This is a genomic window from Aeribacillus sp. FSL K6-3256 (assembly GCF_037965805.1).
Classification (GTDB): domain Bacteria; phylum Bacillota; class Bacilli; order Bacillales; family Aeribacillaceae; genus Aeribacillus; species Aeribacillus composti.
On sequence record NZ_CP150188.1, the window covers coordinates 450,943 to 464,893 of the forward strand.

Here is a 13,951-nt window from a genome sequence, read left to right on the forward strand (position 1 = left end):
ACATTTTACTGTTCCATTTTTTCATTGACTGCTGCTTGCTTCCGCTTAAGGGCAATTTCCGCTAATACGTCTTCGATGGCACTCGCTGCCTCATGCTCTCCATATTTACGAAACAATTGACTGGCCTCTTCCAACCGAGGTACCGCTCGGGAAAACGCACCTAGATGTGCCAACGCATTCCCTTGATTAGCTAAAACGCGGGCATATGCTATTGGATCGCCTTTAGAGCGGCGTACTTCGAGCACATCTTCATAAAGAGCTACTGCTTCCCAAAGGTTATCTTCAAGATGAGAGGATTTTACATGTTGCAGCGCATTGGCTAGATTGACCGTGGCGCTTGCCCAAAGCTCAGGGTGTTTATCTTTTTTAAAAATGCGTAAAGACTCTCTTAATGACTGGATCGCTGTCGCTGTGCGCAAATAGGCGCTGCGGTCTAAAGACGGAATGGCTAAATACGCTAAAGCAAGATTCATATGAACGGTAGCATACTCTTCTGGATAAGTGTCTTTCCGATATACTTTTAGTGCTTCATGATAACATCTGACTGCTTCTAGAAGAGAACCTTTCCGTCCATCGGCGCCAGTTTGATGTACTGTGCCTAATTGAAACCACAGTTCAGCCCTTGCTTCCTGAAAGGAAGACGTTTCTAAAAGAGAGAGGGCTTTCCGGTATCCTTCTACTGTCTCCTTCCCGCAATCACCAAGCATTTGTTTTGTCGCCGCATATTCCGCGTAAAGGCGAGCGGAAAAAACAGGTGACACGTTTTCTACTGTAGCGGCGGCTTCGGAAAGAAGCGAAAGCCCAGTCGGCCAATCCTTTTGTTGAAACGCGTCGTACGCTTGAGTCGCCAATAAAAACGCCCGTATTTCTCCTGACGCATCGCCAAGCGGTGGGGGAGTTTCAAACAGTTTCAGGCGCCACGCCGCTGCATCCAAAAGCAAGGAGAAATCGTCTGAGAGCACTTCTTTGGCTAAAGTGTATGTATATGTTTGTGGATCTAAAATAAATCGGTTATAAGCAGCTTCCGGTCCTTCCGGCAATAATGTTAGCACCTCGTCTTCGCTTTTTCCCTCAATCGCCGCAGCAAAAAAACGCCAGTTCTCCGGCCAACGATCAGGAAAATGTCCGCGGAGAAGAAGGGATATGAATTGATCTGCATTTGGAACAGGTGGTAGAAGAAAAAAACCTGCCGCTCCAGGAAAAACACCGATTGGCTGTGGCTGCAGCACTGTTATTCCCCCTTTTAAAAACTGTAATTGGAAAGACAACGAAACCTCTAAATAACTAAGATCGGCATGTTCTAACGTACTAACGATTTTTGTGCAATTACTCACTCTCGTTTCATTTAGTATGGATATCATCTTATCGTCCTGTCGGCCAGGTCCAAAACTGTTTCTTCATCATGACCATTCAAGTCAAGGGATGAAGCGGCTTATATACTTTTACTTCTCCGACATCGCACAGGAACAAAAAAGTGGCATGCGAAGCGCTCCATATCGTTCATCCCATACAGCGTCACGAATTCCCGGCTGCACACCTTCGGGCAAAATTTCTTGGACAAACATGCTTCGATCTCCACGAGAATTGCGCAGTTTTAACAGTAATCCGCCCGCTCCCAAATGACTTACCGGCATCACCCACAGTTCTTCGTCACGTATTAAAACGATGGCTGTTCCTGTAGGAAACCGCACCGTTTCTTCGGCGGGAATATGAAGATAGCCAGTTGGTGTCAGTTCAAGCTTCACTTTTTTTCCCTCCTAAGCGCTGAAGCAGTTCATCCGCTAAACGATCTAAGGCATTGTCCACCGTTGGAGACAATCCAAATCCGTACGATATGTTTTCGGCTTCGATCAGGAAAACGGTCACTTTCTTCGGGAAGCGGCTTTTTAAAAGCCACCGGCCTAAGGCAATCGCATGATCCCAGCGGAAATCGTGAAGATTAACATCTTTTAGCGGAGGAGTTTCCACCTCTTCACCTGGAATTTCAAAAATCGTGCCCGGTTCATCTCCTGATTTACAGGCATCTACTAGAATCAGTTCCTCTGCATCCCCGATTTGAAAAGCTACATCCATGCCAGCAGTTCCGCCATCAGCCAAACGGACTCCCGGTGGGACCCCATGTTCCCACAATTTGCGGATCAACATGGGTCCCGCCCCATCATCACTTCGCAGCAAATTGCCACATCCAATAATCATAACGTTCATACAAAATTCCTCCTTCTGCAGGCGTACCGTTCCCATTACCATTCTTTGTCTGTTTTACTAGACTATTAGTTTTACAATTGCATATGAAACGTCTGCTGATATGCTTGCACTGCAGAAAAACACGTCACTTAAAGTTGCATATTAGAGATATCAGCATATATTTATCACTTTATATTTGGCTAACTCTTTATGTGACTTGGCATCATAAGCATGAACGGTGCAAACAAGGCATGAATCATAGCTTTGAGCAATATGAGCCAATTCGACCGGATCTTCAGGATTCTTAATAGGTACGCCGATCATCGCTGTTTCGATAGGTCCGCGCTGACCGTGACGATCACGTGGTCCAATGTTCCATGCTGTCGGAGTGACGACTTGATAATTTTCAATTTTTCCATCTTTAATTTGAATCCAGTCAGCCAAAGCGCCGCGGGCTGCTTCCGTAGCTCCGAATCCGCGTCCTTCAGGCAATTCTTTCGGCTTGATATAAAATTTTTCGTTTAAATCGATTTGCTTCAACCACTTCTTCATGCGCAAATAATATTTCGCGGCTTCGTGAAGGCGAGCCAACACACGCACCATTGAACTTGGCCCGATTTCTTTAATCAAGTTCAAAAAGAGAGGATCATAATCTTGCCACTCCTCAGCACCAGAGCGACCAGCAATTACTTGGCGGGCCAACGGACCTACCTCCAGAGGAGTTTCTCCGATGCCTGGAATATCATACCGCGGTGCTTTAGCAAACGTATATTTTCCTTCTTTTTGCCCTTCGATCGGATCCACCGGATCGGTTACTCCTTCAAATGGGTGGTAAGAACCGCTGCCGCGATAGAAAGAATGGGTATGATCCTCGCGTATCCGTGCTTGATCAAAATCATGGAAATTTTCCCCATCAAATATTCCCGAACGGGAAATCAGCGCTGCGTTGCGTCCTTCAATCGTCGGATAGCGGTATTGCTGCGGGTTAAAAAAGCTTCCAGTGGCTAAATAGCGGCCCGGCCCCGCTCCGTATTTGTCCAATCCGATTTCCATGCTATAGCGAATGAATAAGCCAAGATCAGAATTGCGATGCTCCGGCTTCTCATCCAGCCATGCAAGAACATCGTCCCAAGTCTTGTTTTCCAGCCAGCGTTCAGCGGAACAACCAAGAAGAACTTTCTCCAGCCAGTTTTCCCGATAATATTCCAAAATCGAGATAGAGCGAGTAATATCGGACAATGTCGGCGAGCTGACAACGCCTCCCGGAACCATGAAGCTAGAATGCGGCCATTGTCCGCCAAAGATCGCGTAAATTTCCACCGGCTTAGCTGAAACAGTGACGCCAATCTCATAATGCTCTCCCTCAAAAGGAGCCCAACGGCGAACCACTTCATCGTACAGCTTAGAAGAAGCGTAATGTCGATGTGTTAAACCAATTGCGAATAAAGCATAAAACCAACGCGGAATGCTTTGAATCGTTTCCGCCGCTTGAGCAATATTGCGGATGAGCGTAGCATTCGGCGGTACTTCCGTCCCCCAAGCCGTATCGAGCGCATAAACTGCTTTCGTGAGATGGCTGCCGCCGCAAATGCCGCAGATCCGAGGAGTAACAATCAAACCGGCCTGCGGATCTTTTCCTTTTAAAATCATCTCGAAACCGCGGAACATCGTTGCTTCCGTCCAAGCATCTACAACAACGCCATCATCAATGGCTACTTTTACATCCAAATCTCCTTCTACACGACCGAGGGAATGTACTTTAATTTCCAGTTTGTTTGTTTTTACAATAGCCTCTTGCTTTTTCATGTTCTTTAGGCACCTCGTTTCTAAAATGGTTTCCATTAAAAGATATCCGAATCACAGTAAATGGAAATCGTCGATTTCAAACATACAAAATAACTTTCTTCATGCCTTTGTGTAGACGAGACGGTCACTTTTTCCGTTAAGTAACATCACAAACGGTTTATTGGTGCTTCACTCATATCCGGTTCCCACTAGATGCTGATGACAAAAGTCGTGATTTTCGTTAATGATCACGGAACAAGCTTCACGTCTTTGTGTAGATAGTCACTTTTTCCGTTAAGTAACATCACAAACGGTTTATTGGTGCTTCACTCATATCTGATTCCACTTCATCTTGATGACAAAAATCCGAATTTCATTAATATCACGGAACAAACATATCTTCTTTCGCCCATTTCGGCGCCACAGCACGTGCCAATGCCGCATTCACAGAGTAGCTGAGCGGATCGGTGCCTTGTGGTACTTCTTTTGGAATTGAGCCGAGAACTTTTTGCGTTTTAAATACTGTTCCAGGTGCTAGGTCAAAGAACGGGAACTGAGGCTCCGTACAGCCAATACAAGGCATTCCTGCCCGAGTTTTGGAAGATTGACGGTTCCAAAGAATGCGGTTGCATGGCGAATGAGTCATTGGACCTCGACAGCCTTGCTCATAAAAGAGACATCCTTTTCGCGTACCTTGTCCGAACTCTTCCACCGGCTCTTTCCACTCGAAATACTGCACACGCGTACAGCCCGTTTGGGTAAACGTTTTAAAGAACGTTTGCGGACGTTGAAGATCGTCTAAAACAACATCTTCCAAACGGCCAGTAGCAATGGCTACAAGAATTTGCGTCACCCAGTCGGGATGAGCCGGACAACCAGGAATGTTAATGACTGGAAGTCCACCTTTCGACCGGAACTGTGTACCAAGAAATCCCCCGCGTTCTTCTTTCATATATTGAAGACCAATCGATTCAGACGGATTCGGTTTTGTTGCCGGAATTCCACCCCAGCACGCACAATCACCGATTGCGACAACGTATTGCGCTTTATGGGCGAAATCCCAAATCCAGTTTTTTTTCGGACGGTCCATAAGCATATCATAGTGCCCTGTTCCGTCAGGTCCCTGAATAATTGTCCCTTCTACCACCAAGATATCCAGCGGGATTTCGTCATTGAGAATTTGCTCATAAAGGCGGCGAACTTGCTCACCGAACTCCATCGACAAAGAGTGGTGATACAAAATGTTAATGCCAAAATCGGTTACTAAATCAATGACCGTTGGCTCTTCCGCATTTAAAAATGATTGAGTGTTTCCATTGCACGCACCGCCGTGCATCCAAAGGAGATTCACCATTTTCTCCACCTCCAAAAAGTTTTGGGCAAGATTCAAATTCAATACCTTTGCGTGACGAAAGTCAGAAGGTTCTGATATTTTGAAATACATCTTCGTATAGACGCTCTCCTGTTTAGATGTCTCACTGGTGTTTGGTGACTTGTCGGCTTAATTCAAATCGTTTTCTATTTCAACCAAACAACTCAAAATCATAGTCTTTCGCAGCGTTCTATTCATCTAAAATTTTGCTTATAGAGAGCTGGAGGAATGAATAAATGCTGATTTATCCGCTTCCAGCTGTGAAATCCATTCGTCAATTCCTTCTCCTGTGCGAGCAGAAACTTCGTGAATGCGAATGCCTGGGCGCACCTCATTCAATGCTTCATAAAATCGTTTTCGCTGAAAATCTACCGCTTCCGCTAAATCAATTTTTGTGATAATCGCCGTATCAGCACTGTTGACAATAGTCGGATATTTTACCGGTTTATCCTCGCCCTCTGTCACGGAAAAAAGAACTACACGCTGGTTTTCTCCCAAGTCATAACTTGCGGGGCAGACGAGATTTCCAACATTTTCGATAAAAAGGAAATCAAATGTTTCCAACTCCCAATCTTGCAACGTTCGCTCAATCATTTCCGCTTCCAGATGGCAAACTGTGCCAGTAGTAATTTGGCGCACTTTTGCTCCGCTTTGCCGCAAGCGGTCCGCGTCGTTTTCAGTTGCTAAATCGCCAACTAAAGCGGCTGTTCGATAGCGTTTGCCAAGGCGGGTAAGCACTTCTGTAAGCAGCGTCGTTTTTCCCGCTCCAGGACTGGAAACGAGATTGACGACATAAACGCCCACATTTTGAAACCGCTTTCTTAATTCTCTAGCAAGGAGATCATTTTTCTTCAAAACATTCTGGCGAATTTCAACAATTCGAGGATTTAAGGTCAAATCATGCATTTTCTTCTCCACCTTCCAAAGCGTACAATTCCATCTCTCGTCCCGCAAGGACTTGGCCAGTTTTTGTGCCGCACGTAGGACAGCGCATAGGAAGCGGTTCAGGCAAAATCCTCTCTTCTTGGCAGTTGGGACAGAAAATGGTCACGGGGACATCTTCAATAATAAGTTTAGCCCCTTCCAACGAAGTTCCCTGAACAACCACATCAAAAGAAAATTCTAAGGCTTCTTTTACGACACCTGATAATACTCCAAGCTTTAAAAACAGCGCTTTAACTTTCTTTATTCCCGAATTTTCCGCCGCTTCTGCCGCCAATTCAACTAAGCTTTGGGCAATAGACAACTCATGCATCGCTGATCTCCTTCGATAAGTTTCGTGCAAAATTAAGGACGAAATTAAGTGCAGGCTGTACTTCCGGATCGCTTAATGTCCGCATCAGACCAATAATTCCCACACGTTTTGTTCCCGTTTCCGCTGCTTCTTTAGAGGCTTGATACAATGAACGCGACACCTTTCCAATTACTTGCACCGAGCGCACGTCTAAAACATCGGACTTGATCAGCTCTTGAACTTGCGGAGAATCGAGGAATTCTTGCATTTTATGCAACGCGGTTAAAGCATTCTCAAAACGCGTAACATATTCTGGTCTAGATATGCTTTGTCGCAAAAGAACGACAAGTTCATTGATTGAATCAGCAAATTCCGGTCCGCGTTGAAGAAAATTTTCCAGCATATCCAAAAGGAACGTTACATTCTCCAGCTTATCAAGCAAGTGGATTAGCTGCTCCATCGTTCGCGGATCTGAAAGCTTTTCAACCAACAAGTGATCAATGGACGTCTCCATAACCGCTCCTTTCCCGGCCTCCCCCATTTCGATTCCTCCTTCTTGGTTTTTACAGAAAAAAGTGCGTCATTTTGGAAACATTGTTGTCTTTTTTTGCTAGCTGTTAAAATAATAATACAACAATTCAGAATATTTTAACACCATATTTTATAAAAACTATTTCAAGTTTTTGCTTCTTTGCTAATAGAATCATTCGTTGACCATACTGGATATGAAAATATGCAAAGAGGTGAACGAAATAAAAAACTATCAAGTAAAGTTGTTTCAAGAATCGTGGTAAGTTGTGGAATAAAATGATGAAAACTGATCAATACCTTTACCGATAAGGGTTAACTAGAATGGGTTTAGTAAAGAGCTTGAAATTTTAGTATTTTTTGATTCATATTTTCCAAAACTGATCCGGCTCTACACAAGAAACAGAAAGGAATTTTATGGAACAGGGATGGAAGGAACGTATTTCAACTCGATTGAAACGTTCTTAATGCTTTCCAGGAGGTTTTACACATTGCGTTTGCAAGCTTCTTGAAGTGTTTGACATAAGTCAGCCGTCGATTAGCAAGCATCTTCGCAAATTAGATTAATATAATGCAGCAAAACTTTATTTATCAGCATCTAAAGCAAATTAGCAGATGGATCCTATATAGACTATAAAATGGGCTTGGACAGTTCTAGTTACTTAAACTATACTGAATGTAACCAATAGAAAGTGTAGCAAAAAATATTTTTCAAAGCGCAGTTTTTGAGCTGCCGTGTGAAAAAATAGCAGGTCAATTTCAAAGCGGGGTAGAATGCAGATGGCAGAAGAAATGGAGATCATTGATAAAATCATATCAGATATTCATTCTGGCAGGTATGAAGCCAATGATAAATTACCATCCGAAAATGAGCTTGCTGACTATTTTAACGTTCCGCGAATGACAATCCGCAAAGTATACGAAAGGCTTCAGGAGATGGGATATATTTATTCAAGACAAGGAAAGGGCAGCTATGTAAAAGATCGGCAAATGCAGATTCCGCTTGTTCTTTCCGGGGATGAAAGCTTCAGCAGGAAAATGATTAGACTTGGGCACCATTTCCGATCGAAAAACATTTTCTGCGAAGAAATCGGCTATAATAAAGCAATCTTTCATTCTCTCGGTGCTGAGGAAACGGATCGAGTATTTAAAATAGGCAGGCTGCGCATTGTCAATAATCGACCAATTGCCTTGCATATTTCCTACGTGGCGAAATCCGTATTTGATGATATTGATTTGTACGGCAAGGAAATCACGTCCATGTTTGATTATTATCAAAAGAAAGGCTTCACTGAATTTGAATCGAAGTCAAGCGTGTTAAAGGTTTTATTTCCGACTAAATTTTTATGGGAAATTCTTGAATGCACGAGCTTAATTCCGCTTTTAGTGTTGGAGACAGGATGTATCGATAAAAAAACCGGAACGGTGCTTGAACATACAGAAATTTTTTATCGAAGTGATTGCTTTAACTTTGTTATATGAAAAACTGTTTGCTAACAGGGGATGACCGATAAGTCGCTAAAATCCAACAAGTAGAGGAAAACATGCGTTTTTCTCTGCTTGTTTTTATATGCTTTCGATTTTGGATTGAAAGCAGCAGAGAGATTCATTCAATGAATCTCTCTTTTTTTTGTGCTCATTAACATTTTCTTAAAAATGCGTTTGCAAAAAATTAATAGAATTTACTTTTTTTTAAATTTTTTCCACTTGGCAACAAGATATGCTTAAATCAACGGAAGCAAAAAATCATGATGGAGGGGCGGAAATGGAAAGAAGGCGAAGAACAGAAATTTTAATCAACGGAAATAAGAACGTTGCCGCCACATTGGCACAACAAATTTTAGCTAAGTATGAGGTAAAAACGATTGAAAAGCCGAACAACGGTTTAGTAATGGTAAAAGTTCGGGAAACGGCAAAGAACAGTTTGTTCTACTTAGGAGAAGTTTTTGTAACAGAATGTAAAGTGGAAATTAGCGGGTATATCGGCATCGGCATATTAAAAGGACATGAGCCGGAATTAGCATACCATTTGGCTGTGGTCGATGCAGCTTACAATGCACAATTGCCAGAAACGGAACGATGGAATGAAGTTTTGTTGAAGGAGGAAGCAGCAATTCATGAGCAAAGAAAGAACTCCTTCATGAAAATTTTGAAGACAAAAGTAAATTTTGAAACGATGGATGTTTAAAAGGAGCAGAGGTTGAATGAAATTAGATTTTATTCACGATATTCAACGTGCATATCGAAAAGTTGTTGATTCCATGTCTAGGCCCGGATTGATAACAAATTTAAAAGATGAGGTGGCCAAAGTAGATCTTGAGGCTGGCTGTTTTCCCTCGACACTTGTTCTGGCTGCAATGCTTCTAGATACTGAAGTGACCTTTAAGGTAGTTTCCGAGAAGGAAGAAGAGACAACTCGCTGGATAAACCAACTAACCTATGCAAAAGCTGATGCAGCAGAACGCGCTGATTTCGTTTTTGTACTTTATGACAAAGCTGAAGATGAACTTGGGCAAATATTACAGCGAGTAAAAACCGGCAGTCTCATCGATCCCCATGATTCAGCAACCATTATTGTTGAGGCAGATGCTGTTACGGATGGATGCGATTTCAAATTAACAGGTCCGGGCATTGAAGAAGCAAATTATGTAAATGTTTCAGTAAATGGGAATTGGATGGAAGTTCGACAGCAACAAAACGCTGAATTTCCAATGGGGGTTGATTTAATTTTTGTGGACAAAAATCATAATCTCTTATGTCTGCCAAGGACGACGCAAATTTTATCAGAAGGGAGGAAGCTTTGATGGGATATGTGGCAGTGAAAGGCGGAACAATTGCCATTGAGGAGTCGATTAAACGGCTGAAATATGAGCGGTTAAAAAAAGGAGTTGTTCTTGACATTGGCAGAATTGAAGCTGGCCTGCGGGGATTGATTGATCAGGTGATGTCAGAGAGCAGTCTATATGACGAAACCCTTGCGGCGCTAGCGATCAAACATGCTGAAGGCAATCTTGAAGAAGCGGTTTTTCTGCTTCGTGCATATCGATCCACTTTACCGCGCAAGCATTATTCGCAAATAGTTAATACAAAGGACATGAGTATCGAAAGAAGGATTTCAGCTAGTTTTAAAGATATACCAGGCGGCCAAATTTTAGGAGCTACAACTGACTACACTCATCGTTTGCTCGACTTTGACCTCATGGAGGAAGCAGATGAAGATGCAGTAAATTGGCTTTCGGCCTATGAGAAGGAAACGCTCGACGAAGTGGATGAAAAACATTTTGGCAAACTGCCAAAAGTAAGTGATTACTTAAGAAAAGAAGGTTTGTTCTCGGAGTGTGTAATGGATAATACAGAGCCTGATGATGTAACGAGAAAAAGCTTGACGTTTCCTTCCACCCGCAGTCAGCGTCTCCAAGTTTTAACGAGAGGCCAGACAGGGGCGGTGACTTCATTAGCTTATGCCGTCATTCGCGGATATGGAAGTCTTCATCCAACAGTAGGTGAACTGCGTGTCGGCTATTTGCCGGTTTACATCGATAGCCCTTTTCATTCATTTAATGGAGAAGACGATGCTTATTATATTGGGGAAATTAAAGCAACCGAAGTCGAAATGTTAATTCCGGAAACTGTTGAGATCGGGGACGGGAAAAAGGAAATTAAGTTTGAAATCGGATATGGTCTTTGCTTTGGTCAAAACGAAACGAAAGCAATCGCAATGGGAATTTTAGACAATAGTTTGGAGAAGGGAAATAGGGACTATCCGACAGGAGACGAGGAATTTGTCCTTTATCATATTGATTCGGTTGAATCCACCGGGTTTATTTCACATTTGAAGCTGCCTCACTATGTCACTTTCCAATCGAAGCTTGATATTGTACGCAAATCAAAAAGCAAGCAAGAAATGTAAAAAGGAGAGGAATTCATGCAAATCCATTATAATTTTGCTTTTTTCGATGAAGGTTCCAAACGGGAAATTCGAAGAGCCACATTAAAAGCAATTGCCATTCCGGGCTATCAAGTTCCATTTGCATCAAGAGAAATGCCGATTGCACGCGGCTGGGGAACAGGTGGACTGCAATTAACCCTTTCTCTCATTGGCAAAGATGATGTTTTAAAAGTAATCGACCAAGGCTCTGATGAATCCGTTAATGCGGTAAACATTAAAAAATTGGTGATGAAAACGGCGGGCATTAAAACGACGGAGGAGACGCAAGAAGCAACGATCATTCAATCAAGACATCGAATTCCAGAAATTCCTCTTACAGAAGGCCAGATACTTGTATTACAAGTACCACTGCCTGAACCGCTGCGCGATTATGAACCGAGCGAATATAATACGAAAAGGCTTCATGCGGAGAAAGAATACAGCGGCGCATGGCTGATGCTTTTTGAACAAATCATGAAATACGGGCATATGGCTTCGGATTTTGATCATCCTGTGATGGTGGAAAATCGGTATGTCATGGCGCCGAGTCCTATACCAAGGTTTGATAATCCGAAAATGCACTATTCAAAGGCATTAATTTTGCTTGGAGCCGGTCGTGAAAAGAAGATATACGCTGTACCACCATACACGAAAGTCGTTTCACTTGCGTTTGACGATTATCCGTTTGAAGTGGAGAGCTTTGAAGATAAACATTGCAGACTGTGCGGCGCTACGGGAGTATATTTGGATGAATTGTTTAATGAGGAAACAGGTGAAACCTACTACCAATGCAATGATACAAGCTATTGTTTATCAAGATTAAATGAGCAATCAGAATCAAGAGGTGTTCAACATGGATGATTTAAGCAATCCAGTATTATCGGTCAAAAAGTTAAACAAACAATTCGGACCTGGATGCAGCCAATGCGGAAAGGCGGATTCCGCCGTTTTGGTGAAAAACTTTTGCCCTGTCTGCGGTACGGTATATGCTTGCCGTGATATTTCGTTTGATCTCTATCCCGGTGAAGTATTAGGCATTGTAGGTGAAAGCGGCAGCGGTAAATCAACATTAATGAGACAGCTATATTTTGATCAAGAGGCCACAAGCGGTGAAGTGTATATCCGATTTTATCATGATGGAAAAAAAAACGTATTAAACGAGTCCTCCCAACAAAAACGGTACATTCGCAACCATCTGATGGGGAAAGTTTACCAAAATCCGCTTCTCGGCTTGCGCATGAACTTTTCCTCCATCGGCAATATTGCTGAAAAATTAATTGCGGCAGGGAACAGGAATGTTGGACAGATGGTGTTAAGAGGACAAGTGCTGCTTGAGGAGGTAAACATTCCGCTATTTAGGATGAAGGAGGAGCCCCAAAAATTTTCGGGGGGCATGCAGCAAAGAGTCCAAATCGCCAAAGCATTGTCGAATAATCCGCCGATTCTTCTTCTCGATGAAGTAACGACCGGTCTTGATTTGTCCGTTCAAGCAAATGTTTTAGATTTGATACGGAATTTACAGAGGGAACTGAAGATAAGCATGATCGTTGTTTCCCATGATTTAGGCGTTATCAGAATGCTTGCAGACAGAACGTTCGTCATGCTGGAAGGAAAAATTATCGAGCAAGGGTTGACCGATCAAATTTTAGAAGATCCACAGCATCCTTATACACAGCAGCTCGTCCATTCATTATTATGATCAATTTTTTGGACTTGTGAGAATGGAGGAAAAAACGTGTATCTCATAACAAACGGAAGAATTATAACGGAAGAAACCATTCTCGATGGTTACGATCTTCTTATTGAAGAAGATAAAATTAGCAAAATTGATGGCAAAGGGAAAATCGCTTGGAAGGAAGGAATGGAAGTAATCGATGCGGCGGGCGGATATGTCGCTCCTGGGTTTATCGATCTTCATTCTGACTATATTGAACATATGGCAGCACCAAGACCGACATCGTTAATGAATTTTCATTTAAGTCTTCGCGAAGCGGAAAAAGAATTAATCACCCATGGGATTACAACAATGTTTCATTCACTTTCTATTTATAAAAGCTCGGAATTTTCACATAAACCGATCCGTGAGCCGGAAAATGTCCGGAAATTTATTGAAATGATCCACCAAACTCATCATACAAAGCATTTAATACGACATCGGTTCCATGCACGGTTTGAAATTGACAGCACCGAAGAAGTTGAAAACTTAAAATCGTATATTGCTGAGAGCAAGGCGCACTTAATTTCGTTTATGGATCATACCCCTGGTCAAGGACAATATAGAGATTTAGAGATTTACAGAAAAACGATAAAAGGCTACCAAGAGCTCAGTGATGAAGAGATTGATAGAGTCATTACAAAACATCAGCATAAGGAAAAATTAACACTTGAGGGAATAAAGGAAATTGCAACGCTGGCACAACAAAAAGGTATTGCTATCGCTTCTCATGACGATGACACGTTGGAAAAACTTGAGCTTGTCCAAAGCTTTGGGGCTTCGATCAGTGAATTTCCAATCACCTTGGAAATTGCTAAAAATGCGAAAAAGAAAGGAATGCTGACGGTGGCCGGGGCTCCGAACGTTCTTTTGGGAGGGTCCCACAGCGGAAATTTATCTGCACAAGAAGCCATTCAACACGGGTGTATCGATATTTTATGTAGTGACTATTATCCTCCATCGCTGCTTCATGCTGTTTTTAAAATGAGCGAAAAAAGCGATATCGACCTAGTTGAAATGTTTAAGCTTGTGACGATTAACCCGGCCAAAGCTGTCAAACTGGATGATCAAATTGGATCAATTAAGGAAGGAAAAAAAGCGGATATAGTCATCATCGAAAAAATAGACTTAGATTTTCCGGTTATCACGTCTTGTTTTGTGGATGGCCGTTTAATCTTGAAAACAAATTATAGAATTTAAAGATGA

16 protein-coding genes are annotated in these 13,951 nt (G+C 42.5%); 8 read left to right on the top strand and 8 right to left on the bottom strand.

Features of this window, described 5'->3' with window-relative positions; genetic code table 11:
• Window positions 1-5 precede the first annotated feature (5 nt).
• From NSQ84_RS02305 to NSQ84_RS02340, 8 genes are all read right to left on the bottom strand, one after another.
• Window positions 6-1,229, bottom strand: a complete 1,224-nt coding sequence (locus NSQ84_RS02305) for a tetratricopeptide repeat protein (protein WP_327873436.1) — start codon at window positions 1,227-1,229, stop codon at window positions 6-8.
• Between the two features lie 213 nt (window positions 1,230-1,442).
• Window positions 1,443-1,745 carry a hypothetical protein gene (locus tag NSQ84_RS02310; protein WP_063387613.1) on the bottom strand — a complete coding sequence of 101 codons (303 nt, stop codon included), beginning with the start codon at window positions 1,743-1,745 and terminating at the stop codon, window positions 1,443-1,445.
• Window positions 1,735-2,205, bottom strand: a complete 471-nt coding sequence (locus NSQ84_RS02315) for a hydrogenase maturation protease (protein ID WP_165381899.1) — start codon at window positions 2,203-2,205, stop codon at window positions 1,735-1,737. Before NSQ84_RS02315 ends, NSQ84_RS02310 begins: the two co-directional genes overlap by 11 nt.
• Before the next feature lie 150 nt (window positions 2,206-2,355).
• Window positions 2,356-3,990 carry a nickel-dependent hydrogenase large subunit gene (locus tag NSQ84_RS02320; protein ID WP_130156518.1) on the bottom strand — a complete coding sequence of 545 codons (1,635 nt, stop codon included), beginning with the start codon at window positions 3,988-3,990 and terminating at the stop codon, window positions 2,356-2,358.
• 361 nt (window positions 3,991-4,351) lie between these two features.
• Complete coding sequence (locus tag NSQ84_RS02325) at window positions 4,352-5,323, bottom strand: hydrogenase (RefSeq protein ID WP_117017259.1); 972 nt, start codon at window positions 5,321-5,323, stop codon at window positions 4,352-4,354.
• A 228-nt stretch (window positions 5,324-5,551) separates the two neighbouring features.
• Window positions 5,552-6,247, bottom strand: coding sequence for a hydrogenase nickel incorporation protein HypB (hypB, locus tag NSQ84_RS02330; protein ID WP_165381900.1), 696 nt, complete (start codon window positions 6,245-6,247; stop codon window positions 5,552-5,554).
• On the bottom strand, window positions 6,240-6,596 hold the full coding sequence (gene hypA, locus NSQ84_RS02335; protein ID WP_063387609.1) for a hydrogenase maturation nickel metallochaperone HypA: 357 nt from the start codon (window positions 6,594-6,596) through the stop codon (window positions 6,240-6,242). Before hypA ends, hypB begins: the two co-directional genes overlap by 8 nt.
• Window positions 6,589-7,116 carry a DUF1641 domain-containing protein gene (locus NSQ84_RS02340; RefSeq protein WP_063387608.1) on the bottom strand — a complete coding sequence of 176 codons (528 nt, stop codon included), beginning with the start codon at window positions 7,114-7,116 and terminating at the stop codon, window positions 6,589-6,591. Before NSQ84_RS02340 ends, hypA begins: the two co-directional genes overlap by 8 nt.
• A gap of 500 nt (window positions 7,117-7,616) precedes the next feature.
• Here NSQ84_RS02340 and NSQ84_RS02345 point away from each other — a divergent pair, with 500 nt between their 5' ends.
• From NSQ84_RS02345 to phnM, 8 genes are all read left to right on the top strand, one after another.
• The gene (locus NSQ84_RS02345; protein WP_082829455.1) at window positions 7,617-7,670 is read left to right on the top strand and encodes a hypothetical protein; all 54 of its coding nucleotides are present in this window, start codon (window positions 7,617-7,619) and stop codon (window positions 7,668-7,670) included.
• Window positions 7,671-7,883: 213 nt separating this feature from the next.
• A complete protein-coding gene (locus NSQ84_RS02350; RefSeq protein ID WP_063387607.1) occupies window positions 7,884-8,585 on the top strand; it encodes a GntR family transcriptional regulator in 702 nt (233 codons plus the stop codon).
• 283 nt (window positions 8,586-8,868) lie between these two features.
• Complete coding sequence (gene phnG / locus NSQ84_RS02355) at window positions 8,869-9,291, top strand: phosphonate C-P lyase system protein PhnG (RefSeq protein WP_063387918.1); 423 nt, start codon at window positions 8,869-8,871, stop codon at window positions 9,289-9,291.
• A 16-nt stretch (window positions 9,292-9,307) separates the two neighbouring features.
• Window positions 9,308-9,907 carry a phosphonate C-P lyase system protein PhnH gene (phnH, locus tag NSQ84_RS02360; protein ID WP_327873435.1) on the top strand — a complete coding sequence of 200 codons (600 nt, stop codon included), beginning with the start codon at window positions 9,308-9,310 and terminating at the stop codon, window positions 9,905-9,907.
• On the top strand, window positions 9,907-11,013 hold the full coding sequence (locus NSQ84_RS02365; protein ID WP_130156524.1) for a carbon-phosphorus lyase complex subunit PhnI: 1,107 nt from the start codon (window positions 9,907-9,909) through the stop codon (window positions 11,011-11,013). Before phnH ends, NSQ84_RS02365 begins: the two co-directional genes overlap by 1 nt.
• Window positions 11,014-11,028: 15 nt before the next feature.
• The gene (locus tag NSQ84_RS02370; RefSeq protein WP_063387915.1) at window positions 11,029-11,892 is read left to right on the top strand and encodes an alpha-D-ribose 1-methylphosphonate 5-phosphate C-P-lyase PhnJ; all 864 of its coding nucleotides are present in this window, start codon (window positions 11,029-11,031) and stop codon (window positions 11,890-11,892) included.
• Window positions 11,885-12,730, top strand: coding sequence for an ATP-binding cassette domain-containing protein (locus NSQ84_RS02375; RefSeq protein WP_063387914.1), 846 nt, complete (start codon window positions 11,885-11,887; stop codon window positions 12,728-12,730). Before NSQ84_RS02370 ends, NSQ84_RS02375 begins: the two co-directional genes overlap by 8 nt.
• Before the next feature lie 36 nt (window positions 12,731-12,766).
• Window positions 12,767-13,945 (top strand): phosphonate metabolism protein PhnM, encoded by a 1,179-nt coding sequence (gene phnM / locus NSQ84_RS02380; RefSeq protein WP_327873434.1) that lies wholly within the window; start codon window positions 12,767-12,769, stop codon window positions 13,943-13,945.
• Window positions 13,946-13,951: the final 6 nt, after the last annotated feature.

What these genes read in the sequence shown, in the direction of transcription:
- NSQ84_RS02325 (WP_117017259.1), bottom strand. Translation starts at nt 5,323, where the DNA reads ATGGTGAATCTCCTTTGGATGCACGGCGGTGCGTGCAATGGAAACACT.
- hypB (WP_165381900.1), bottom strand. Translation starts at nt 6,247, where the DNA reads ATGCATGATTTGACCTTAAATCCTCGAATTGTTGAAATTCGCCAGAAT.
- phnH (WP_327873435.1), top strand. Translation starts at nt 9,308, where the DNA reads ATGAAATTAGATTTTATTCACGATATTCAACGTGCATATCGAAAAGTT.
- NSQ84_RS02370 (WP_063387915.1), top strand. Translation starts at nt 11,029, where the DNA reads ATGCAAATCCATTATAATTTTGCTTTTTTCGATGAAGGTTCCAAACGG.
- NSQ84_RS02375 (WP_063387914.1), top strand. Translation starts at nt 11,885, where the DNA reads ATGGATGATTTAAGCAATCCAGTATTATCGGTCAAAAAGTTAAACAAA.
- NSQ84_RS02350 (WP_063387607.1), top strand. Translation starts at nt 7,884, where the DNA reads ATGGCAGAAGAAATGGAGATCATTGATAAAATCATATCAGATATTCAT.
- NSQ84_RS02365 (WP_130156524.1), top strand. Translation starts at nt 9,907, where the DNA reads ATGGGATATGTGGCAGTGAAAGGCGGAACAATTGCCATTGAGGAGTCG.
- NSQ84_RS02315 (WP_165381899.1), bottom strand. Translation starts at nt 2,205, where the DNA reads ATGAACGTTATGATTATTGGATGTGGCAATTTGCTGCGAAGTGATGAT.
- hypA (WP_063387609.1), bottom strand. Translation starts at nt 6,596, where the DNA reads ATGCATGAGTTGTCTATTGCCCAAAGCTTAGTTGAATTGGCGGCAGAA.
- NSQ84_RS02340 (WP_063387608.1), bottom strand. Translation starts at nt 7,116, where the DNA reads ATGGGGGAGGCCGGGAAAGGAGCGGTTATGGAGACGTCCATTGATCAC.
- NSQ84_RS02320 (WP_130156518.1), bottom strand. Translation starts at nt 3,990, where the DNA reads ATGAAAAAGCAAGAGGCTATTGTAAAAACAAACAAACTGGAAATTAAA.
- phnG (WP_063387918.1), top strand. Translation starts at nt 8,869, where the DNA reads ATGGAAAGAAGGCGAAGAACAGAAATTTTAATCAACGGAAATAAGAAC.